Raw genomic sequence first — 22,429 nt, 5'->3', positions numbered from 1 at the left:
TCGTGTGAAAGTCGTTATTGGCTGTACGATATGGCCTCACGGCCACATTCTGCATGCCTTGATTAGAACAGATTGCTGTTCTGGTTATCGCGGCCGCTCATGTAAATGCCCGTAGGCGGGAGCGTCGTTTCATCTTCGCGAAGACGTCCGTCGTGAGGATAGCCGTCACCGTCGCGGTCCGCATATGCGATCACAAGGATTTTTCCGCGGTCAAGTTCTTTCTCATAGGTATCCGCTTCGGAAGAGCTCAGGCCGAGCGATTCCATTTTGGCGCGGAGCTTATCGCCTTTCGAACGGAACAAGTTGGCGGCTGCCGTCATTAGACCTTCTTCCGCTACACCGACTTCATTCGTGTTCGTCATTTCCGCCACGCCTTCGGTACGGTCGTTATCGTGCGTCATTACGTAAATTTCATCGAGATTAAAGCCTTCCGCCTGCAAATTTTTTACCTCGCGCAGGGCTTGTTCTTCGTTAGCTGCAAGTCTCACTTTGGTTTCCATGTTCATTCTCCTCCTTATCGTTTAAGCCGCAGCTTTCTTGTCTTCTGGCTTTTGCCGCGGCGACTTCGTTGTTCAGGTTGTTTGCCTGTCGTTCATGACTCTTATTAACCGTCCGCCTTTTCGTTGAAACAAAGCTATTGACAAATTCGCCTGCATAGGAACTATCAAATCTTTCCTGATTCAAGAGTCGTTTTCTGGGTTACTTTTAAATAGGATATTTTATATAATAGGATAGATATGCAGCTGCCTTTGTTTCCAGGCGCACGGCAATCTCTGGCGATACTCACGGGAGACAAAGTGTGCGGTAGTAGTAGATTTATTCCCCCAGACCGACGCGTTTCGGCTTTACCCGATAGTGCGGAAAGAAAGTGGACGCTGACGGCTTTGGTTACAAAATACTCCCAAGTAGATCAAGGAATCACAGACAGAAGAATTCCACTATAAAAGGAGAACATGGAATGAGCATCATGATTGTAGACGATAATCCGGTCAATCTTATTGTGATCGAAAAAATATTGAAAAGCGCGGGCTACTCCAATATGCACCGCGCTTCTTCTGCTATGGAACTGTTTGAAATGCTGAAAATCGACAATCCGAGTTCCTCGGATTTACAAATCGATTTAATTTTGATGGACCTGATGATGCCGGAAATCGACGGGATCGAAGCCTGCAAAAAATTGCAGCAGATCGAGGAACTGAAAGACATTCCGATTATTATCATCACGGCCATGGGAGATTCCATTAAACTGGCGGAGGCTCTGGAAGCGGGAGCGATCGATTACGTAACCAAGCCTATCAACAAAATCGAGCTGGTAGCCCGGATTAAATCCGCCCTGCGGCTCAAATACGAGAAAGACTGGCACAAAGAGAACGACAACCGGATCCGTTCCGAGCTGCAATTGGCCAAAAACGTTCAAAGCAGCGTACTCAGCCTGCCGATCGAAACCGAGAAAATCCGAATCGAAGCGTACTATAACCCTTCTTATGAGCTCGCGGGGGATTTGTACAACTGGTATCCCATCGACGACGACCGTTACGGGGTTATGCTGCTCGACATTATGGGACACGGCATTTCTTCGTCGCTTGTCTGCATGTTTATCTCCTCGGTCCTCCGGGATACGATTACCAAATTTGTGACGCCGGAGCTTGTAATTGCCGAACTGAACCGGTATATGAACCGGCTGCATAACGACCAGAATCATTTGAACTATTATTTCACGGCGATTTATATGCTGGTAGATACGAAGAACAAAACCATCGACTACGTAAATGCCGGTCACCCGCCGGGCTTTCTTATGAACGACAGCGGTGAGGCGGTCCCCCTTACGAACGGAACCTGTGCGGTCGGATTTTTCGAGGAAATGGATATCAAGCCCGGCCGGATCACTTACACGGGAAAATCGCGGATTCTGCTTTATACCGACGGACTTCTCGAGGAAATAGAAGAGGCCGACACGGAGCTGCCGACGCGGCTTATCACGGCGGTTCAGCAAAAAGGGGATATGGGGCTTCACGCGGTAGTGGATGAACTGCTGGACGAAGAAGTCCAAAACAATCATATGGATGATATTTGTCTGATCTGGATCGATATTCCCTGAGAAAGGGCCGGTTGCTAGAGACAGTTATAAAGGGGAGAGGGAAGTCTTTTATGAAAATATCGACAAAGCTCATGGCGGGCTTCGGGCTTTTGTTTATCTTGATGTTCGTGCTGGCGGGAATCGGGACGACTCGGATAAGCAGTATCGACGAGAGCCTCGACAGCGCGTTTGTCAACCGCTTTAACAAGACACGGTTGGCCTACACGGCCCGCTCGGACGTCAATTCGATCGCCAAATATATGGCGAATCTGCTGCTTAACTCAGACCCTAATCAGCCGGGAGCCAAGGAAAACCTGGCTAAAGCGAACACTTACAAAGAGAAGCTGAAAGAAGGGGTGACCGCTCTCCAAAAATCCGCCGATTCGGATGTGGAGAAGCAGCTTACCTATGAGACGGTCAAAAGCACCGAAAATTTTATGACCTATCTGAATCAGGCGATCGAGCTTTACGAAAACGGCAAGGTAGCGGAAGCGAACAAACTGAGAACCGATATCGGCGTGACTTATCAGGATCAGGTAACGGAGAGCGTGGATCATTTAACGCAATATCTGGACGATAACGTACAAAAAGGGATTAACGAATTTAAAGCTTCCAACAGCAAAACGCTGCTCTTGACGATTGTGCTGACGGTTGCCGCTCTGATCATCGGCCTCGGGATCATGTACTGGATCATGCGCAGCTTGTCCAGAGGGCTCGCCCTGCTGACCGGCATGATTAAAGGTTTCGCCAACGGCCGGTTCGATCCAGGCTATCGCGTGGAGGTGACGACGACCGACGAGTTCGGCAAAGTTGCCGATGTCTTCAATACGATGGCCGACGACCTGGAAGAACTGATGCACAACGAACGGACCTTCAATAAGCTGAACGAAGACCAGGCATGGCTGAAATCGAATGTAGCGAACATGAGCATGCTGCTGCAGGATCAGACCAACATGCACGACCTGACGAACAGCTTTATCTCGGAAGCGTCCCGTATGATCGGCGCCGCGTTCGGAGCGGTGTATCTGTTGGAGCGGGAGGGCATGAGGACGAGGCTTGTCCTGTCCTCGGCTTACGCTTTCGATAAAGACCCCGAGGGCAATCTTCTTCCCGAATTCGCGCTCGGTCAGGGTCTTGTCGGCCAGGCGGCCGCCGACGGCCGGCGGATTATGGTCCAAGACGATGTGGATAAGTATTTGACTATCCATTCCTCCTTCGGCCAGTTGGACGCGAAATATCTCGTTGTCGAGCCGGTCGTATCCGAGGAAGAAATCGGAGCCGTCGTTGAATTCGCCGGACTGAAAATGCTCAGCGAGATAGAACTGGATCTGCTGGAGCAGTTGACGGAGAATCTCGCTGTCTCTATTGGCCGTATCCGTTCCCGTGAACGGGTCGAGGAGCTCCTCCGCATGTCGCAGGCATTGACGGAAGAACTGCAAAGCCAGTCCGAAGAGCTCATTTCCCAGCAGGAAGAGCTGCGTACCTCCAATGAGAAGCTGGAGGAGCAGACGAAGGCGCTGAAAGCGTCCGAAGAGCTGCTGCAGTCCCAGCAGGAGGAGCTGGAGCAGAATAACGAAGAGCTGCTCCGCAAAACGAAGCAGCTCCAGACCCAGGTTCAAGAGACGGAGCTGGCTAACCGCCAGATCGAGGAAGCCAAGGAAGCGCTGGAAAAGCAGGCGTTCGAGCTGGCCATGGCTTCGAAATACAAATCCGAATTTTTGGCCAATATGTCGCATGAACTGCGTACACCTCTTAACAGTATGCTTATTCTTTCGCAGATGCTTGCGGAGAATAAAGACAGCAACCTGTACGACAAGCAGGTGGAATACGCGGAGACGATTCATTCTTCCGGCTCAGATTTGCTCAAATTGATCAATGATGTCCTCGACCTCTCGAAGGTAGAAGCCGGGAAAGTGGAGGTCCAGGCCGAGTATGTTCTCGTGCCCGATATCATGGAAACGATCCAGCGTTCGTTTGAACAAGTCGCGCGCAAGAAGGCGCTGGGCTTTGAAATTACGATCGACAACGGCGTGCCACGGATGCTTTATACGGACAGTATGCGGCTGGAGCAGATTCTGCGGAACCTGCTGTCCAACGCCTTTAAATTCACGTCCCAGGGCTCCGTACATTTGCATGTCTATCCCGTCAAGGAGGGAGAGTCGCAAATTGCTTTCTCCGTCAAGGATACGGGAATCGGGATTGCCGAAGAGAAGCAGCAGATTATCTTCGAAGCGTTCCAGCAGGCCGACGGGACGACGAGCCGGCAATTCGGCGGAACGGGACTCGGGCTGTCCATTTCCAAGCAGCTCGCGAGCCTCCTCGGCGGTACGATCGAAATCTGCAGCCGGGAAGGGGAAGGCAGCACGTTCACGCTGTTCATCCCGCACCGGCAGTATTCCGAGCGCGTGGGAGGATCGGCCGAGGCGGCTGCCGCGGGACAGGAGCAGCAGGCCCTGCCGCTCTCTGACGCTTCGTCCGCAGTACCGCAGCTTCCGGCACCTGCGCCCGTACCGGTTAAACCGGCTCCGAAGTCCGTCCAGCGCGAGGTGGAGGACGATCGGGACAGCATCACCGAGAACGATAAAGTGCTGCTGATCGTGGAAGACGATGTGCACTTTATGAACGTGCTCGTCGACATGGCCCGCAGCCGCGGATTTAAGGCTCTGGTCGCGTTGCAGGGGGATATCGGCCTTCAGATGGCGAAAGAGTATAAACCGGACGGCATCATCCTGGATATCCAGCTGCCGATCGTCGACGGCTGGTCGATTCTCGTCCAGCTCAAGAACAATGCCGAGACCCGGCATATCCCGGTACACGTGATGTCGGTCGTCGACGAAGTCCATCAGGGGCTCTCTATGGGCGCGATAGCCTACATGCGCAAGCCTTCCAGCAAGGATGTGCTGGAGCAAGCCTTTATCGAGCTGGAAGGGTTCATCGATCAAAATCTGCGGAAACTCCTGCTTGTAGAGGATGATCCCGTCCAGATGAACAATCTGATCGAACTTATCCGCCACGACGATGTCCTTATCGAAGTGGCAACAACGGCGGATGAAGCGATCGTGAAGCTCAGAGAGCGGCATTTCGACTGCATGGTTCTCGATATCGGCTTGGCGGATCAGTCCGCATTCGATCTGCTGGAGCGGATCAAAGCCGAGGAAGAGCTTCGCCGTCTGCCGATTGTTATTTACACGGAAAAAGAATACGATAAGAAAGACGAGATGAGACTTAAGAAATACGCGGAGTCCATCATCATCAAGAACGTGAAATCGCCGGAACGGCTGCTTGACGAAACGGCGCTGTTCCTGCACCGGGTGGAAGAAACCCTGCCGGAGGAGAAGAAGCGGATTCTACAGCGTCTTCACAGCAGCGAAGCGGTGTTTGCAGGCAAGAAGGTACTTCTCGTCGATGACGATATCCGCAACGTGTTTGCACTATCCAACCTGCTGGAAGGGTACAATATGAAGGTGCTGTTTGCGGAGACCGGACGTCAGGCTTTGTCCATTCTTGCAAAGGAACCGGATCTTGATCTCGTTCTGATGGATATCATGATGCCGGAAATGGACGGTTATGAGGCTATGAAAGAGATCCGCAGCATGCCGCAATTCGATAATCTGCCGATTATCGCCCTGACCGCGAAGGCCATGCGGGATGACCGGGAGAAGTGTATACAGGCCGGCGCGTCGGATTATATAACAAAACCGATAAATAATGATCAGTTAATGTCTCTAATTCGCGTTTGGTTGTTTAAGTAAGAGAAGGAGCAAATGCGAACCCTCTGATGAGAAACATCAAAAGACGTGCCACAGGATCGATTCGGAGGAGAAGGAGAGAGACAATTGGATTCGAATTTTCACCCTATAGATCAACTGCCGACTTTTTCCGGCCTGCAGGCCGAGCATGAACGCATCGAGATCAGTCTGTTGCTCGAGGGCATTTACCGCATTTACGGATATGACTTCCGCAATTATTCGTACCCGTCTATCCGGCGCAGGATTTGGCACCGCATTCTGTCGGAGAAGCTGACGACGGTCTCCGGCTTGCAGGAGAGAGTTCTGCACGACCGGGAGTGCCTGGAGCGCCTGCTGTCGGACCTGGTGATTCACGTCACCGAGATGTTCCGCGATCCCGAGGTGTTCCTCACCTTCCGCCAGAAGGTGGTTCCCCTGCTCCGCCAGTATCCGGCGATCCGCATCTGGCATGCGGGCTGCGCCACCGGAGAGGAAGTATACTCCATGGCGATCCTGCTGCACGAAGAGGGGCTATACGACCGCACCCGGATTTATGCGACGGATATAAACGAGGATGTGCTTAAAAAGGCGGAGAAAGGAATCTATCCGCTGCGCAACATGAAAGACTATACGAGAAACTACCTGCAGTCCGGAGGCAAGGAAGCTTTCTCGAAGTATTATACGGCTTCGAAGGATTCCGTTACGCTTCATTCCTTTTTGCGTGATAATATTGTTTTTGCCCAGCATAACCTGGTTACGGATCGTTCGTTTAACGAGTTCCATGTGATTTTGTGCCGGAATGTCTTGATATATTTCAATACGCAGCTCCAGAACCAGGTGCATACACTCATATACGAAAGCCTGGGACCGTCCGGTTTTCTGATTTTGGGCGATAAAGAGACGATCACTTTCACCAAGCACGCGTCCGCTTACGAAGCCGTCAGTACAGCCGACAAAATTTACCGCAAGGTGCAGTGACGCTGCATAAGATGAGGAGACGAGTTGGAGGAAGGGGTTTCTCGAAGTGAACTTGGATGAACCGATTAAAATACTGATGGTAGACGATCAGCCCGAGAATTTGCTGGCGCTTGAAGCCGTTCTTGCGGAAGAGAACTACCATCTGGTAAAAGCGGGCTCGGGTGAAGAGGCCCTTCGATGTTTATTGCACGACGATTTCGCCGTGATTGTTCTGGACGTTCAGATGCCGGGCATGGACGGTTTCGAGACGGCCCGTTGGATCAAATCACGGGAGAAATCGAAGGATATCCCGATTATTTTCATTACAGCGGCTTCCCATGAGAAGGAGCATGTTTTCGCGGCTTATTCCGTCGGTGCCATTGATTATATCGTTAAACCGTTCGTGCCTCACACGCTGAAAGCCAAGATCGAAGGCTTCGTGAACCTGTATCTCGTTCAAAAAAAGCTCCAGCACCAGTCGGAACTGCTGAATATGCGGACACAGGAACTGCTGACGGCTAAAGAAGCGGCGGAATCCGCCAACCGGGCCAAATCCGAGTTTCTTGCGCTCATGAGCCATGAAATCCGCACGCCCATGAACGGGGTCATGGCGATGACCGATCTGCTCCTGGAAACGGAGCTTTCGGATGAACAGCGGGAATATGCCGATACCATTTCGCGGAGCGGTGCCGCGCTGCTGCATATTATCAATCAGATTCTCGATTTCACCAAACTCGAATCTTCCAAAATGGAGATGAACACCGAGCCGTTCGATCTGGACGTCTGCATGGAAGAAACGATGGATCTGTTCTACGGCGAATGCCGCAAGAAGGACCTCAAACTGGAACGGGAACTTGCGGAGAATGTTCCGACCCATCTCATCGGGGATGAGCTGAAGCTTCGTCAGGTGCTCATTAATCTGATCGGCAACGCGGTTAAATTCACGGAAACGGGCGGCATTAAGGTTAAAGTGACGAATCTGGGAAAAACCGGGAACGGCAGCCGGATTATTCTTCAATTCCGGGTCCGCGATACGGGAATCGGCATTCCGGCCGAGAAAAGAAACCGGCTGTTCCAGCCTTTTACACAGGTGGACTCCTCCATGACGCGGAAATACGGAGGAACCGGCTTAGGGCTTGTCATTTGCCAAAATCTTGTGGAGCTCATGTCCGGCAAAGTGGAAGTCTACTCACAAGAGGGCCAAGGCACCGAATTTGTTTTTACCATACAGGCGGAAGAACTCCGAGCTTGATCAAAGCTTCGTAAACACGCGCAGAATGCGGTTTGCGGGGCTTTTTTTTGTTGTCTTTTTTATGGTTTCAAAGGGATGGGGGGCGGTGTAAGAACTGGTATTACTGAGATATAGAGGCGGGTGGGAATAAGAGAGAAGCGACCTAAAACGGGCTGACTCCCATGACAGCAATAGTTTTACAGATTGTGCAAATAAAAGCGAACAAATCAAATTAAGTTGATTATGAAATCTCCGCACGGGGTATTTAAAGGTAGACAAGTTTTACTTGGACGATATAAACAAGAACTCTTTCTTATAGAAAAAATAAAAAAGAAAATAGACAACTACGAAAGGATCAGGTGACAGAGATGAGAAAACAGAGTGTAGCTTTACTACTAGCAGGAGGTGAAGGCCGCCGACTGGGCGCTCTTACCCAAAATACGGCGAAACCGGCGGTTCATTTCGCGGGCCGCTACCGTATGATCGATTACGCGCTCAGCAACTGCCGCAACTCCGGCGTCGACACGATCGGTGTTGTCACCCAATACAAACCGGAATCCCTTCATCAGCACATCGGAACAGGTGAAGCTTGGCTCAGTGAAACGGACAAAGGATGCGTCGAAATGCTTTGCTCGAACCAGGAGCATGTAATCGGCAACGAATTTACGGGAACGGCTAACGCGGTTTATCAGAACCGCCATTTTATCGAAAAGCACGATCCGGACTATGTATTGGTGCTTTCGGGCGACCACATTTACCAAATGGATTACAGCAAAATGATCGAACAGCATCAAAAGCTCGGTTCGGTCGCGACGATCGCGGTTAAGCCGGTAGGCTGGGACGAAGCGAGCCGCTTCGGAATTATGAACACGGACGAGGAAGGCCGCATTGTCGAGTTTGAAGAGAAACCGGCACAGCCGAAAAGCAATCTGGCTTCGATGGGAATTTACGTATTCAACTGGGATTTCCTGAAAAAAGTGCTGGAGCGCGACGATATGTCTGCGGATTCTTCCCACGATTTCGGTAAGGATGTCATCCCGATGATGGTCGAGGAAGGTGTTCGCGTTCATTCCTTCTCCTATGAGGGCTATTGGAAAGATGTCGGCACCATCGACAGCCTGTGGCAGGCACAGATGGACCTGCTGAACGGTTCTCCGCTGATGAGCGAGCTGGAATGGCCGATGTATACGGCCCGGATTGCCAACGCAAAGCCGCACGTCGACCGTACGGCCAAAGTGGACCGTTCCCTGATCAGCGAGAACTGCGCCGTGTACGGTCACGTTCAGAACTCGGTAATCTCTCATGGAGTTTACATAGGAAAAGGCAGCGTTCTGACGGACTGCGTGATCATGCCGAATGTCCGGATAGGGAACAACGTAAAGCTCCATAAAGCCATTATCGGCGAGGGAAGCGTATTGTGCGACGGTGTAACGGTAGGCAAGACGGAGACCCAAACGATTAGTGTGGTCGGAGATCATGAGGTGCTTTACAAGATCAACGACAAAGCTCCGAAAATTTACCTGCCTCGTCTCGAGCAGCGAATCGGTTAAGGGGGATATTCAGGTGAACCATTCCATTATTGTCGTCGACAGCGAGAAGGAAATCTGCGATGTCATTCGTCAGCTTCAAACCGCCGGGTGCGAACCGCACTGCATTCACGTGCTGTCCGATGAAGCGGTAGACACGGAGGAAATGCTGAGACCGCGTTATACAAGCCGTATCGGCTTCTCCGCAGAGCAAATGGCCTATACGATGGCGACTATTTTCCGCGGCAGCGGCAGGGCGATGCGCTCCAAGCTCATCTCGCTGGGGCTGGCGGGAAGTGCGATTCCTTATTATGAAGAGGAAATTTCGCGGGGGCGCATTGTGGTCGTGGCGGTTCCCAGTCAGTTTGTTTATGCCTATGATGCCAGTTATGCGGATCAAGCGATTGAAGCTTCTGTCGCGGGCCAATAACTCTGTAATATCCCTTAGCCGCTCATGACCCCAATACGTCTTAGGAGGGACTCCAGATGAACAAGAAATCATTGACGATGGCGCTGCTTGGCGGTGCGCTGCTTTTCAGCGGCGCTCATGGACTTGAGGTGCCTGCGTCCGCAGGTGCGGACGACGGACTCATTTCTAAGACAGCACCTCCTTTGGTTCTTGGCGCTGGAGGCGCCATTACGGAGATAGCGGGATACAAGACGGCTAACGCTAACGGTACGGTCACGGCAAAGCCGGCGGTGGTTCCGGCCGAAGAAACGCCTGTAAGGGCTTCCGGCTCCATCAAACTGGAACGCGTAAACGGCATCTCTTTATCCGACGATGTGAATACGATTGTGAAGCGGAAGGGAGAGCCGAAATCCATCCGGAAGGATGAATTTTTCGGTGAAACGAAAATTCTTGAGTATCCGGATTGCAGCGTTGCCGTAGGTGAATATGGGGTTGAATATGTAGAAGTTACCCCGGATCACAAACAGATTAATATCGACGGCAAGCCGGTGGCGAATAATTTGCAAGCGCTCGAAAAGACGCTGGGAGAGCCCTACTGGGTGGCCGAGGACGGTCTGGTCTATAAGCAGGATAGTCAAGCGCTGAAATTGTTTGTAGACCCTGACAGCGGTCAGTTAAAATCGGTTCATTTCTTCTCCAGCGTTACGGAATAAGGGTTCATCTAATCGAAATCCAAGTAGTAGAAACGGGCCCGCGCCAAGCGGGTTTTTTTGTTGTTTCCATTTGGAGCCGATTTTCCTGACTGGATTAAGCTCAATCCTGCTGCCGGACCAGATAACGCAGCGGCTGGCGGTGACAGGAACGGGAGAAGTAAAAGGCAATTGAAGCCCGTCCGGAGTAGGCGTAAGACTCTTTATGTCATCGAGATGTTCCAATAACTACTCCTGATAAAGCTAGCAGAGAGTTATAACGCCCGCATCGCACTTCGTACAGCTCCGGCGTGATGCAGCGTCGCATGTCGGTAAGTCAGACACCTGAACGGCGAAGATAGAGCCCGTGTAACGAGACACAAAAAATCAGCCTTGCAAGAAGGCTGATTGAAGGAGATCTATTAAAATTTAGGGAATACATATTTAACGAGGAAGTAAAGGAAACCAAAGAAAATGATGAGATAGGCCGCATATTTGATAAAAGTTGAAGCGACGGCGCTCGAATCCGATCTTTTCTCAATATGCCTCTGCTCGATGTCGACATTCTTGTCTTGATCCATGGGTAATCCTCCTTCCTTCACCAGATCAATTGCGGTAGTCTTAATCGTTTATGTAAGACTCCAGCATCCAGATGTGTTTTTCAAGGTTGGTGCAAATTTCAGTCAGCATATCCGCCGTACCGTGGTCGCCTTCGTTCTCGGCGGTTTCGATCGCTTCCTTGGATTCTTCCGTAATGGTGCGGAAGTCCTGGATTAGCGCTTCTACCATTTGGCCGGCATTGCGTTCCGGAGAAACTTCTGTGATAGAAGAATTCGTTTGGAATTCTTTCGTTGTGGAAAGCGGGCTTCCCTGAAGTCCAAGGATACGCTCGGCAATCGTGTCGAGGTAAAGATCGGCTTCTTTATAGAGCTCTTCGAATTTTACATGGAGAACGAAGAACGAAGGGCCCTTGAGGTACCAATGGAACTGATGCAGCTTGACGTACATGACACCCCAATTTGCCACTTGTTTATTAAGTAAAGTTACGGTTTGTTTTTCTTTAGCTGTAGATGTTTTAGCCATGTTTATTTCCTCCCTTTAACTCTGAATAGTCGTGTCTACAAGCTCATTACCCGCAGCTACCCCCGGCGAAACAAGGCAAATTATAGCGGAATATCCGGTGTTTCAAAGTGCCCGGCAGGTGGTAAAACTGAGATAAGCCGGTCGATTCGGCAGGTTCATGAGCAGGGTTCACGTATAAGGGAGGGGATAGCTTATGATATGGCAAATTAGCTTAGCGGTTATTGCGATTGCCTTTGTGGTGCTCGTCGTTTTTCTGGTGAAGACACTCCGGTCGGTTACCGATCTCGTTGCCCAGACCAACCAGACCATTCAGCAAGTTCAGCAGCAGGTGACGGTGGTAAGCCAGGAAGCAAACGAACTGCTTCGTCATACCAATGAGGTTAGCCTGGACGTGCGCAACAAGCTGCATGCGCTCGACAAAACCTTTTATACCATTAAAAATGTCGGGGATGTGGTAAGCGAGATTACGACTTCCGTGCGCCAAACCTCGGCTACCGTAACGAATACAATGAGAAACAAAGTGGAGAAAGAGCTGAACTCTCCGAAAAGCATCGTGAACCGAATCGCGCCTCTGGTTCCGGTAGCGGTCGATATGTGGAAGAGATTGAAGCAGAGCCGCACGACGAACAGCAAAAGCGTAGCCGTCAAGTAAGACGGCTTCTTACAAAGAATAGCCCGAAGCGGGCTGGTAAAAACAAGAAAGATAAAAAAGCTGTTTCACTTGGAATTAGGGCGGGTAAAGTAAGTAGTATGTGCAGGTATTATAAATGGTGGGTCATTGACTAAGGAGGACAAATAAATGGTGCAAGAAAACAAATTCCGAATGGAAAAACAAATTACAGATGATGATAACATTATTTCTCTGATCGGGGAGCTGGATCTTTCCAAGGCTTCCGAGTTTAATACAAACGTGGACCCGTTTGTGCAAGATGTGGGACGCAAACTTATTCTCAATCTTAAAGAACTGACATACATCGACAGCACGGGAATCGGAGTTATCCTTACGATCATCAAAACCCGTCACGCTTTAAAAGCGCCTTTTGCGGTTGAGAATATCCCTCCCAAGGTCCAGAAGTTGTTTGACCTTACGGGGCTAACACCTTTTTTGTCGGCTGTAGCGAATACTGTGAACTAAGAAAGGAAAGAAAAGGGTCTATGGAATCCAAAAATCGTACTGTGAGTTTAACGCTGCCTGCTGAAGCTGAATACATCGATCTCGTCCGTTTGACGCTCTATGGAATCAGCTCCAAGATGGGTTTCTCTTATGAAGATATCGAAGATATGAAAGTCGCCGTTTCGGAGGCTTGCAACAACGTTGTGGTTCACGCTTACGAGCCGGGCCAGGGCGGCAAAATGGAAGTTCATTTCGAAGAGGTGGACGGCGGCATTAAAATTATCGTGCAGGATCAGGGTCTCAGCTTTGATCATGTCACGAAAGTGGGTTCCGCCGACTCTTTGCACAACAAATCACTCGATGAAGTGAGCAGCGGCGGCCTCGGATTATATCTCATGCAAGCCCTGATGGACGATGTAGAGGTGAAAGGGGATCATGGGACTGTTGTTATCTTAACGAAGCTGGTCAGCAAAAGTGAGGAAATGGTATGAAATTACAATCCGAGAGGAAAGAGATGGAGCATATCCATGATCTGATTCGACAGTATCAGGAGACCGAATGCAATGATATCGCTACCTCTTTGCTTATTCAATACGAGTCTACTGTGAAAATGGCCGCAGCGAAGATGTCCCGCAACCGTCCGGATCTGTATGAAGATCTGATCCAAATCGGGCAAATCTCCCTGTTGAAGCTGTTTAAGCAGTTTGACCCTTCTCACGGTGTGCAGTTTGATGCTTATATGATGAAGAGCATTATCGGCCACATGAAGAATTATCTTCGTGACAAGTCCTGGTATATTCAGGTTCCGAGACGGATTAAAGAAAAAGGATTTCAGATCCAGCAGGCGATCGATCATCTGACGATGCGGCTGGAGCGATCCCCCAATGTGAATGAGATTGCGGAAGAGCTGAGTCTGACTGTCGAGGAAACGATTGAAATTTTGGCCGGACGTGAATGCTATCATTATGTGTCCTTGGACATGCCGCTTTCAACGGAAGAGAACGGGTCGACGATTGGCGATGTACTGGGTACTCAAGTGGATGAGTATCTCAATGTCGACAATAAACTCGATTTGCAGGAGGCGCTGAGCCACCTCAAGCCTGAGGAGCAGAAAGTCCTGATGCTGGCTTACGTGGATGGATATTCGCAAAGAACCATCGCCCAGGATCTTGGCGTTTCTCAAATGAGCGTATCCCGTATTCAGCGCAGGGCGCTGGATAAGCTGCGCAAATATTTCGAGAAGAACAAGCCGGGTGAAGGAGCTTGACTCGTTCATGCAGCAATAGAACCTGCAGAAAAGAACACGTTGTTACAGCGTGTTCTTTTTTAATGACATCATACCAGTAAAGGAAGGGTGCACATGGAAGATAAAGAGCTGGAATCTTCATCGAATTGGGTTTGGCACGACCTGCATGATAAGGACGGAGATATCCATGTAGCGATCGATAAGCTGCCCGAAGAGTTGAAGCCGCTCGTGAAACAGGCCGCAGCGGAACCGTTCGAGGCCCGTTTATATCGTAATAAAGGAAGTGAGCTGCTGGAGGGAGCTTTCTATTACGATTTTGACTCCGAATGCCGGGAAGGCACTCCGATCTTTCATTTTCTAGTCAACGAGGATCATCTGGTTACGATTAATTTCAAAGAAGAGCTGTTGGCTCCCTTTGATCCGGACTTGATCCGGGAACAGGCATTGAGTGCCAAGAATGCGCTTGAAGGTCTTTTCGTTATCCTGGGCTATATTGCGGAGCGGCTGCTCCATGTTCTGACGGATTATGAGAAAAGAATGCGCCAGGTCGGGGAGCATATGAGAAAAAGAAACAATTCCAAGCTGCTGGACCGCATCCTTGACCGCCGGCACGAGCTGCTCGATATGACTAAATGGGTGCGTCCGCTCAAAGACACGATGATGACGACCAAAGAGTTGTTTGTCGAGAATATGGAAGAAGGATTGGAACACCGCAGAACGTGCATCAAAATCGAGAGGATTATGACGCGACTGAAGCTGTATACGGAAGAGGTAGAGGCTCTGCTGGCTCTGGATACGAGTATTGCGAACTACCGGGGGAATGAGATTACGAAGACCTTGACGGTCTTTACGGCTGTATTTGCGCCGCCTACGATGCTGGCGGGGATATGGGGCATGAACTTCGAGAATATGCCGGAGCTGAAGTGGACGGCTGGCTATTATCTGGCTCTCGGTCTCATTGTGGCTTTGCCGATCGTCGTCCTCGGCTGGCTGCATTGGAAGGGCTGGACGGGCGACATTATCAAGGGGAAAAGCAAAAATTCCAATCTGAAATAAACGGCCGCGCCCCGTTAGGGGCGAATCCGCATTTTGGATGACGGGCGGTTGTCGGAAGAAATCGTTTCAAGTAGAGGGGAACATGGGTAAATAATCACCATACCCAATTAAAATGAATTCCCACTATAATGGAGGCGGTGAGTCTTATGACAGTCAAATATACGATCGACTGTGAAGGCAGCGAGATTCTGGTTCGTGAAGTTGACGGAGCGACTTATCAGCTTTGTATACGTGCTAGTACGAACCCGCTTGGCAATGGGAATATTTTGGAAACGTATTCAGAATTCTACCGTGCGGTCCGTGCAGCCGATCATTTTTGTGAAACCTACGCCAAGGCGAAAGAAAACGGGTTTTACCTGCAGGAGACTTTCCTGGTAAAGCCGGATAAACATCCGATTCCGGTCAGCAAAATTCTGAACGAAGAGATGCAGAGGGAACAAGTGAATGCACTCTTTGCGTAATAAAAATAACGACAGTCCGGGGCAGAGCCATCTGCTTCCGGGCTGTTTTTTTTAGGGTGTAAAGGGAAGGAAGGATGGGTGTCTATACGATATAGCCGTAAATAAAAAGACCGCCCTGAGCCGGTAGCCGGCTTGGCAGTCTTCGTTTTATTTATACATATCCACGTAGGATACGAGTTTCGCGATAAATTCTCCGATGATCGGCATGGATAGGAACTGGGAAACGATCCAGCCGAGCAGAGCGACTACAACCGTCGTACCGATCGTCAGCCCCAAGCCTCTGGCCAGGCCGGCAGTGAAATTCGTGATAACCCGTTTGCGCGGATTGAGATAATTTTCGATCACATCTTTATACTCGGAGCGTTCCAGGATGGTAGCAAGGCGTTCCAGCGCCAATTCCTTCCGGCTCGGTTCCTGGGAAGGAATCGGTACCTCTCCAGGGACTCGGCGCTCACGGGTGGGAGAAGAATGTCTCATACGGAATGCACCTCTTTCAGTCAGTTTGAACGGCTCCTGGGCGGCTTTCGCCAAAACAGCCAGCTCTCCGCAGAGAAGCTGGCTGCCGATGCTCGGAACAATTCCAATGGGTGTTCCCGAAGCGGTTTAGTTCATCGGTTTATTGGACGGGTCCATGCTGTTCAGCATTTGGTCCGTACGCTCTTCTTTCATTTCTTTCACATTGTCGAGAGCGCGGTTCGTGGAATTCGCTGCGCTGCTGACCAAATCTTTCGAACGGTCAACCAGATTGCTGGTCTGTTCGTTCACACGGCTGGCAACATCCGCAACTTTCGTTTTGGCGTCGGATGCAAGTTCTTGACCTTTCGCCATCCATTCGGAATATTTGACCGAGAGGTCTTCCCTCATTTCACGGCCTGTTTTAGGGGCAAGAAGAAGGGCGGTGATCGCGCCTACACCTGCACCTACCAGAGTACCAAGCAATACGCCATTACCTTTGGATTCGTTAGACATATGATCCATCTCCTTTACCTGAAATCATTTTTTTAAAACACAAGATACATTTATAGAAATGTGAAGTGTTTCCGCGGGTTAAGCATTGGCGCGGTGAAAAGCGCGGCTGGCAAGGCCGATCAGGAAAACGAATAACGCCGCTCCGATAATAGCCGGAATGATAGAGAAACCGCCGATTTCGGGACCCCAGCTGCCGAGAAGCAAAGAACCGAGCCACGCTCCGACAAAACCGGCCAGCATGGATCCCAGTATGCCTCCGGGCATATTGCTTCTGACGATCGCGTCGCCGATAATCCCGATGACTACGGCCATTATAATGGTAATAATGAAGCCTATCATGGTTCCACTCCCCTTTATCTTGTTGATTCTGCCGTACTTTTTTCTACCCGGCAGCGAACGAGATGAAACAAATGGAGTTTGAACGACTTCCGTTTGTCGGCTTATTCGAAGCTGCCCTGATCCTTCATGACCGCCTGAATCGTCTCGATAAAGGCGTCCGCCGCCTTCGACAGGTAACGCCCCCGCCTATGGGCGATAACCAGCGTCCGGGAGGGATGATTCCGGAGCGGAAGGTGAACGGGAGACAGCTCGCTGCGGGTTCTTTTGGCGATCAGATAAGGTACGAAGGAGATGCCCATTCCGGCGGCGACAAGAGATTGGACTGTCTCCATATTGGAACTCTCGAAGACGATATTCGGGGTGAAGCCGGCTTCCTGACACAGGGCGACGTTGATTTTACGGAACCCCTGGCCTTTCTTGAGGGCGATAAACGCTTCGTTTTCCAGCTCGGAGATCGTGACAGGCTCCCCGTTTTCCATGTGCCGCTTGGCAAGAGGATGGCTTGGCGGAAAGGCGATGACGATTTCTTCCTCCATAAGGTGGGAGTAGACAAGCGAATCTTCCTGCATGGGAAGAGCGAGCAGGGAAATGTCCGTCTGGCCGCTGGTCGTCAATTTCTCCAAGTTGGCGGAAGTCTCTTCGACGAGAACGACCTCGATATCCGGGTAGGCGGCCTGGAAGACGGGCAGCACATAGGGCATGATCGTAGAGCCGGTGATCGGCATGCTTCCGACAACGAGCTTGCCCTTCTTCATCTGGGAGATATCTTCCATCTCCTGTTTCAACTGCTCGAGCGAATCGAGAATGGCCTGGGCTTTATCTACAAAAATAGAACCGGCGTGGGTCAGCTCTACCGAGTTGGTGCTGCGCTGGAAAAGCAGAACGCCGATTTCGCGTTCGAGCTTGGATAACTGCTGGCTGAGCGAAGGCTGGGCGATATGAAGCTTTTCAGCCGCCCGTGAGAAGTTGCGCTCCAGGGCGATTTGTACGGCGTATTGCAGTTGGCGAAGTTCCATATGAAGGCTCCTCTTATTATTGGTTTTACCTATGAAGGTTATAGTTATTATATCTTGGAACAATGAAGAAAGAAATGATAGCATAAGATTATCAATTTCATTAACGGAATCTTTATCTGGGGTGAGCGACATGAGCAAAAAAACATTATTCGAAAAAATTTGGAATAACCACGTGATTTACCAGGAAGAAGGAAAACCGAGCATTCTGTACATCGATCTTCATCTCGTACATGAGGTAACTTCTCCGCAGGCTTTCGAAGGACTCCGTCTCAGCGGGCGCCCGGTGCGCCGTCCGGAGCTGACTTTTGCCACGATGGACCACAACGTGCCTACGAAGGACCGTTTCAACATCAAGGACCCGATTTCCAAACAGCAGATCGACACGCTTTCGCAGAACTGCCGCGATTTCGGCGTTACCCTGTTCGACCTGAACCATGTGGATCAAGGCGTTGTCCACGTTATGGGGCCTGAACTCGGCTTGACTCATCCGGGCAAGACGATCGTTTGCGGCGACAGCCATACGTCCACGCACGGTGCTTTCGGCGCCCTGGCGTTCGGGATCGGCACAAGCGAAGTCGAGCACGTGCTTGCTACCCAAACGCTGCAGCAGGCGAAGCCGAAGACGCTGGAAGTCCGCGTGAACGGCGCCCTGCCCGTAGGCGTGACCGCAAAGGATCTTATTCTGGGCATCATTGCCCAGTACGGAACGGACTTTGCGACAGGCTACGTCATCGAATACACGGGCGAGGCGATCCGCGAATTGTCCATGGAAGAGCGCATGACCGTCTGCAACATGTCGATCGAGGCCGGTGCGAGAGCGGGACTGATCGCTCCGGACGAGACGACGTTCGAATACCTGCGCGGCCGCCAGTATGTACCGCAGGATGCGGCGTTCGACCAGGCGATCGAAGCCTGGAAGCTGCTGACCACGGACGAAGGCGCGTCCTACGACCTTGTCGTTGATTTCGACGCCGCTTCCCTCGTGCCGCAGGTTACCTGGGGCACAAGTCCGGGCATGGGCACGGGCGTCACGAACAGCGTGCCTAACCCGCAGGAAATGACGACGGAGAACGATCGTAAAGCGGCCGAGAAGGCGCTTGAATATATGGGCCTTGAGCCCGGAACACCGATGACGGAGCTTACCGTCGACCGCGTATTCATCGGCTCCTGCACGAACGGCCGCATCGAGGATCTGCGTCGTGCAGCGGCCGTGGCGAGCGGCTACAAAGTCAATGCGAACGTCAACGCCATCGTCGTTCCCGGTTCGGGCCGCGTTAAGCTGCAGGCCGAGAAAGAAGGCCTCGATAAAATCTTTATCGATGCGGGTTTCGAATGGCGCGATGCGGGCTGCAGCATGTGTCTCGCCATGAATCCGGACGTTCTCAGCCCGGGTGAGCGCTGCGCATCCACATCGAACCGCAACTTCGAAGGCCGTCAGGGCCGCGGAGGCAGAACGCACCTTGTTTCTCCGGAGATGGCCGCCGCAGCGGCGATCGAAGGCCGCTTCACGGACGTGCGCGGCTGGACGTACAAAGTGCCGCAGGAAGCGTAACCAGAACGAGATAACAGGAAGCGAGGAAATCAATCATGGAAGCATTCAAACAACACACCGGACTCGTCGGACCGGTTGACCGTGTCAACGTAGATACAGACGCTATCATTCCTAAACAATTTTTGAAACGTATCGAGCGCACCGGCTTCGGACAATTTCTGTTCTTCGAGTGGAGATTCACCGAGGACGGCCAGGTGATCCCGACCTTTGATCTGAATAAGCCGCGTTACCAGGGAGCATCTGTGCTCATTTCGCGCGCTAACTTCGGCTGCGGATCTTCCCGTGAACATGCGCCATGGGCGATTCTCGATTACGGCTTCAAAGTCGTCATCGCGCCTTCTTACGCGGATATTTTCTACAACAACTGTTTCAAAAACGGCATTCTGCCGATTAAGCTGAGCGAAGAACAGGTGGAAGAATTGTTCCAGCGCACGGCGAAACACGAGGGCTACAAGCTCAATATCGATTTGGAAAACAAGACGCTGACCGACGAGCACGGTCTGAAGATTGATTTCGATCTTGACGAGCACCGCCGCCAATTCCTTCTTCAAGGGCTTGACGATATCGGGCTGACGCTGCAGCACGCGGATAAAATTTCCGCTTACGAAGCGCAGCATCAAGAACGCCTTGCACTGAATCTGTAAACGGCGTGTCCGCCTCTTTTCCAATAGCCGTTCCCTTCCACAGGGAACGGTTTTTCGCCGTTTTCCCCCTTTTCCAATATATCTCTTTAAATCTATCAAACTACCTCAAAAAAGCCGATTTTCAAGGTTATTAGGCGAAATAGTGCAACTTTTGGCATTAAACCTGCGTCTAACTCTATGTTCGGCGCCGTCGAATCTATGCTCTCGTTGTCCGACCGTAGCATAATTTGGTAGAATAGAGATGAGGCGGACAACTCGGCGAGAAGAGACGAACGCTGAAAAATAAGTGTAAGAGGTGTATGATGAAACTTTGGTCCACTGTCGCCACGCTGCTCATGATCGCTCTGCTCCTGCCCTCATTGGCTTTCGGTGCAACGTCCCCCCCAACCGCTAAAATCGTGCTGGACGGCAAGACGCTGACAACCGAAGTGGACCCGCTCAACGTGGATGGTAATGTGTTGGTTCCGATTCGGCAAATTTTCGAGAAACTCGGCGCCAAGGTGACCTGGGATCAGTCGAAGCAGACCGCGACTATTGTTCGTGACAGCATGAAGATCCAGCTTACAGTCGGTGACCGCATTCCGGTCGTTAACGGAAGCAGGGCTGAACAACTTGAGGTCGCCCCGATGAACGTGAAGGGCAATGTGCTCGTTCCCGTTAGGTTCGTCGGACAGAAAATCGGCTACGATTTCAAATGGGTTCAAGAAACCAGCACAGTACAAATTTTCCCGAAGAGCGGACAAGGCTCCGGTGCGGGAACACCGCCCACAACGCCGACGCCAACACCAACGCCAACGCCGAATCCCGGCCAGGTATCGGATAAGGTGCTTGTGAAAACGATCCAACTGACCAAGGATCAGCTTTTGGTCGGAACGGACAAGAAGTCCCCCCAGGCGAACGTATTCAAGCTTACCTCGCCGGACCGGATCGTCATCGATCTGCCGGGTACGGAGCTTGACGCCTCGCTCGCCGCCAAACTCGTCAACAATGTCGGAGAAGTCCCTTCCCTGCATCCGATGGTGGAGAAGGTAAGATTTTCGAATTTCAACAACGATCCGGCTACCGTAAGAATTACGCTTGACATGAAAGCGAAAGCGGATCTTGCGATCAGCGCCGCAGCGGGACAGGCCAACCTGCTCGTTGGAGTTTTGAAAGCTCCGGAACCGGGTAAAACCAAATACAAAGTCGTTATTGACGCCGGTCACGGCGGAACCGATTCAGGCGCGGTTTCCCTGACCAATAAGAAAGAAAAGGATTTTGTACTGGCCGTAGCGAATAAAGTAGCGAAGCTGCTGGAGCAAGAACCGAACATCCAGACCTATATGACACGTTCCACGGACACTTTTGTCACACTGAAAGGCCGTTCCGAATTTGCCAATAACCTGGATGCCGACCTGTTCCTTTCGATCCACGCTAACAAGGCGACTCCGACAGCCGGCGGTACCGAGACCTTCTATTACGAGCGTGCGGACAGCAAAGCCTTCGCGAGCGTCGTTCAGAAGCATTTGCTCGAAGCAACCGGCTTTAAAGACCGGGGCGTTAAAGAAGGCGACCTGCACGTCGTAAGAGAAACGAAGATGCCGGCAGCGCTTGCCGAAGTCGGATTTTTGTCCAACGCGCAGGAGGAAGCCCTTATGTACACGTCCGCTTTCCAGGACAAAGTCGCGGCCTCTTTCGTAGCTGCCATCAAAGAGTATTTGAAGATTTCGTAATAAGCAAGGAGTGGGTGTAGCATGAAGAAAAAACTATGGGTACAGGGAATCGTGGTAGGGTCTCTGGTGTTGGCGGTCGCTTCAGGCTGCGGCCAGAAGCAGCAGCCTCTGGCAAGCAATAACGGAGGTTCCACACCGGCGCCGGTGCAAACCGTCAGCCCTTCACCTGAGCCGACTACTTCCGTAAAGCCGTCACCATCTCCTTCACCGGAGGCTAAACAAACTGAGATTAAAGCTTATTACAGCGATCCGGATCTTACGAAGCTGGTAGAGAAGAACGTCAAAATTTCTTATAAAACCGAAGGGGACAAGTATAAATCGGCCCTGGAAGCTTTGAAGAAAAGCGACGATGCCCAAGCCGTACCGCTTTTTAAAGACGTGACGTTCCAGTCGGTTAAGTTCGAGAAGGATGAGCTCAAGCTCGACCTGAAATTGGGCGAAGGCGCACAGCTCGGCTCTGGCGGGGAACAGTTTTTCCTGGATGCCCTGAAGAAAACGGTGTTCCAGTTCCCGGAAGTGAAAGCCATCTACATTACGAAAGACGGCGGACAGGTGGAATCCCTGATGGGCCATATGGATCTGCCTTACCCGATTAAACGCAAATAAAGAGAGAACGTGCA

General features: G+C 51.2%; 24 protein-coding genes. 17 read left to right on the top strand and 7 right to left on the bottom strand.

What is annotated here, in order from left to right; all coding sequences use genetic code 11:
• Positions 1-62: 62 nt before the first annotated feature.
• Positions 63-500, bottom strand: a complete 438-nt coding sequence (locus AC2TF6_RS18125) for a YflT domain-containing protein (RefSeq protein WP_009675603.1) — start codon at positions 498-500, stop codon at positions 63-65.
• A 458-nt stretch (positions 501-958) separates the two neighbouring features.
• Here AC2TF6_RS18125 and AC2TF6_RS18120 point away from each other — a divergent pair, with 458 nt between their 5' ends.
• The 7 genes from AC2TF6_RS18120 (at position 959) to AC2TF6_RS18090 (ending at position 10,641) form a co-directional block, all read left to right on the top strand.
• The gene (locus AC2TF6_RS18120; RefSeq protein WP_491307938.1) at positions 959-2,098 is read left to right on the top strand and encodes a SpoIIE family protein phosphatase; all 1,140 of its coding nucleotides are present in this window, start codon (positions 959-961) and stop codon (positions 2,096-2,098) included.
• A gap of 50 nt (positions 2,099-2,148) precedes the next feature.
• Positions 2,149-5,829 (top strand): response regulator, encoded by a 3,681-nt coding sequence (locus AC2TF6_RS18115; RefSeq protein ID WP_491307937.1) that lies wholly within the window; start codon positions 2,149-2,151, stop codon positions 5,827-5,829.
• Positions 5,830-5,913: 84 nt separating this feature from the next.
• Positions 5,914-6,783 (top strand): CheR family methyltransferase, encoded by an 870-nt coding sequence (locus tag AC2TF6_RS18110; protein ID WP_218229856.1) that lies wholly within the window; start codon positions 5,914-5,916, stop codon positions 6,781-6,783.
• 46 nt (positions 6,784-6,829) lie between these two features.
• On the top strand, positions 6,830-8,014 hold the full coding sequence (locus tag AC2TF6_RS18105; RefSeq protein ID WP_491307936.1) for a response regulator: 1,185 nt from the start codon (positions 6,830-6,832) through the stop codon (positions 8,012-8,014).
• 347 nt (positions 8,015-8,361) lie between these two features.
• A complete protein-coding gene (locus tag AC2TF6_RS18100; protein ID WP_491307935.1) occupies positions 8,362-9,543 on the top strand; it encodes a glucose-1-phosphate adenylyltransferase in 1,182 nt (393 codons plus the stop codon).
• Positions 9,544-9,556: 13 nt separating this feature from the next.
• On the top strand, positions 9,557-9,949 hold the full coding sequence (locus tag AC2TF6_RS18095) for a general stress protein (protein ID WP_491307934.1): 393 nt from the start codon (positions 9,557-9,559) through the stop codon (positions 9,947-9,949).
• 56 nt (positions 9,950-10,005) lie between these two features.
• On the top strand, positions 10,006-10,641 hold the full coding sequence (locus AC2TF6_RS18090) for a hypothetical protein (protein ID WP_491307933.1): 636 nt from the start codon (positions 10,006-10,008) through the stop codon (positions 10,639-10,641).
• Positions 10,642-11,039: 398 nt separating this feature from the next.
• On the opposite strand, the gene AC2TF6_RS18085 is transcribed toward AC2TF6_RS18090, so the two are convergent.
• Both AC2TF6_RS18085 and AC2TF6_RS18080 read right to left on the bottom strand, forming a co-directional pair.
• Positions 11,040-11,198, bottom strand: a complete 159-nt coding sequence (locus AC2TF6_RS18085) for a hypothetical protein (protein WP_009675476.1) — start codon at positions 11,196-11,198, stop codon at positions 11,040-11,042.
• Positions 11,199-11,238: 40 nt separating this feature from the next.
• A complete protein-coding gene (locus AC2TF6_RS18080) occupies positions 11,239-11,700 on the bottom strand; it encodes a Dps family protein (protein WP_491307932.1) in 462 nt (153 codons plus the stop codon).
• Positions 11,701-11,893: 193 nt separating this feature from the next.
• Here AC2TF6_RS18080 and AC2TF6_RS18075 point away from each other — a divergent pair, with 193 nt between their 5' ends.
• From AC2TF6_RS18075 to AC2TF6_RS18050, 6 genes are all read left to right on the top strand, one after another.
• Positions 11,894-12,352 carry a DUF948 domain-containing protein gene (locus tag AC2TF6_RS18075; protein ID WP_009675468.1) on the top strand — a complete coding sequence of 153 codons (459 nt, stop codon included), beginning with the start codon at positions 11,894-11,896 and terminating at the stop codon, positions 12,350-12,352.
• 147 nt (positions 12,353-12,499) lie between these two features.
• Entirely contained in the window at positions 12,500-12,835 is a 336-nt protein-coding gene (locus tag AC2TF6_RS18070) for an STAS domain-containing protein (protein WP_009675595.1), read from the top strand.
• Between the two features lie 20 nt (positions 12,836-12,855).
• Complete coding sequence (gene rsbW, locus AC2TF6_RS18065) at positions 12,856-13,305, top strand: anti-sigma B factor RsbW (RefSeq protein WP_218229859.1); 450 nt, start codon at positions 12,856-12,858, stop codon at positions 13,303-13,305.
• Positions 13,302-14,081, top strand: a complete 780-nt coding sequence (locus AC2TF6_RS18060; RefSeq protein WP_103995048.1) for a sigma-70 family RNA polymerase sigma factor — start codon at positions 13,302-13,304, stop codon at positions 14,079-14,081. Before rsbW ends, AC2TF6_RS18060 begins: the two co-directional genes overlap by 4 nt.
• 93 nt (positions 14,082-14,174) lie before the next feature.
• A complete protein-coding gene (locus AC2TF6_RS18055; protein WP_491307931.1) occupies positions 14,175-15,116 on the top strand; it encodes a magnesium transporter CorA family protein in 942 nt (313 codons plus the stop codon).
• Positions 15,117-15,262: 146 nt separating this feature from the next.
• Positions 15,263-15,577 carry a hypothetical protein gene (locus AC2TF6_RS18050; protein ID WP_009675559.1) on the top strand — a complete coding sequence of 105 codons (315 nt, stop codon included), beginning with the start codon at positions 15,263-15,265 and terminating at the stop codon, positions 15,575-15,577.
• A gap of 147 nt (positions 15,578-15,724) precedes the next feature.
• Here the strand turns inward: AC2TF6_RS18050 and AC2TF6_RS18045 are convergent, their stop codons facing one another.
• The 4 genes from AC2TF6_RS18045 to AC2TF6_RS18030 all read right to left on the bottom strand — a co-directional run bounded on the left by AC2TF6_RS18045 (position 15,725) and on the right by AC2TF6_RS18030 (position 17,901).
• Positions 15,725-16,054 (bottom strand): DUF5665 domain-containing protein, encoded by a 330-nt coding sequence (locus AC2TF6_RS18045; RefSeq protein ID WP_491307930.1) that lies wholly within the window; start codon positions 16,052-16,054, stop codon positions 15,725-15,727.
• 126 nt (positions 16,055-16,180) lie between these two features.
• Positions 16,181-16,546, bottom strand: coding sequence for a YtxH domain-containing protein (locus tag AC2TF6_RS18040; RefSeq protein ID WP_009675571.1), 366 nt, complete (start codon positions 16,544-16,546; stop codon positions 16,181-16,183).
• Positions 16,547-16,624: 78 nt separating this feature from the next.
• Positions 16,625-16,885 (bottom strand): GlsB/YeaQ/YmgE family stress response membrane protein, encoded by a 261-nt coding sequence (locus AC2TF6_RS18035; protein ID WP_491307929.1) that lies wholly within the window; start codon positions 16,883-16,885, stop codon positions 16,625-16,627.
• Between the two features lie 101 nt (positions 16,886-16,986).
• Positions 16,987-17,901 (bottom strand): LysR family transcriptional regulator, encoded by a 915-nt coding sequence (locus AC2TF6_RS18030; protein WP_491307928.1) that lies wholly within the window; start codon positions 17,899-17,901, stop codon positions 16,987-16,989.
• Positions 17,902-18,031: 130 nt separating this feature from the next.
• Here AC2TF6_RS18030 and leuC point away from each other — a divergent pair, with 130 nt between their 5' ends.
• The 4 genes from leuC to AC2TF6_RS18010 all read left to right on the top strand — a co-directional run bounded on the left by leuC (position 18,032) and on the right by AC2TF6_RS18010 (position 22,415).
• Positions 18,032-19,453: a 3-isopropylmalate dehydratase large subunit gene (gene leuC, locus AC2TF6_RS18025; RefSeq protein ID WP_491307927.1), complete on the top strand. Its 1,422-nt coding sequence runs from the start codon at positions 18,032-18,034 to the stop codon at positions 19,451-19,453.
• Between the two features lie 35 nt (positions 19,454-19,488).
• Positions 19,489-20,097 carry a 3-isopropylmalate dehydratase small subunit gene (gene leuD / locus AC2TF6_RS18020; RefSeq protein WP_491307926.1) on the top strand — a complete coding sequence of 203 codons (609 nt, stop codon included), beginning with the start codon at positions 19,489-19,491 and terminating at the stop codon, positions 20,095-20,097.
• Between the two features lie 302 nt (positions 20,098-20,399).
• Complete coding sequence (locus tag AC2TF6_RS18015) at positions 20,400-21,809, top strand: N-acetylmuramoyl-L-alanine amidase family protein (protein ID WP_491307925.1); 1,410 nt, start codon at positions 20,400-20,402, stop codon at positions 21,807-21,809.
• A 21-nt stretch (positions 21,810-21,830) separates the two neighbouring features.
• Positions 21,831-22,415, top strand: coding sequence for a GerMN domain-containing protein (locus AC2TF6_RS18010; protein WP_009675537.1), 585 nt, complete (start codon positions 21,831-21,833; stop codon positions 22,413-22,415).
• Positions 22,416-22,429 lie beyond the last annotated feature (14 nt).

This window comes from Paenibacillus sp. JNUCC 35, from assembly GCF_058269095.1.
This window is presented reverse-complemented; position numbering and strand designations above follow the sequence as displayed.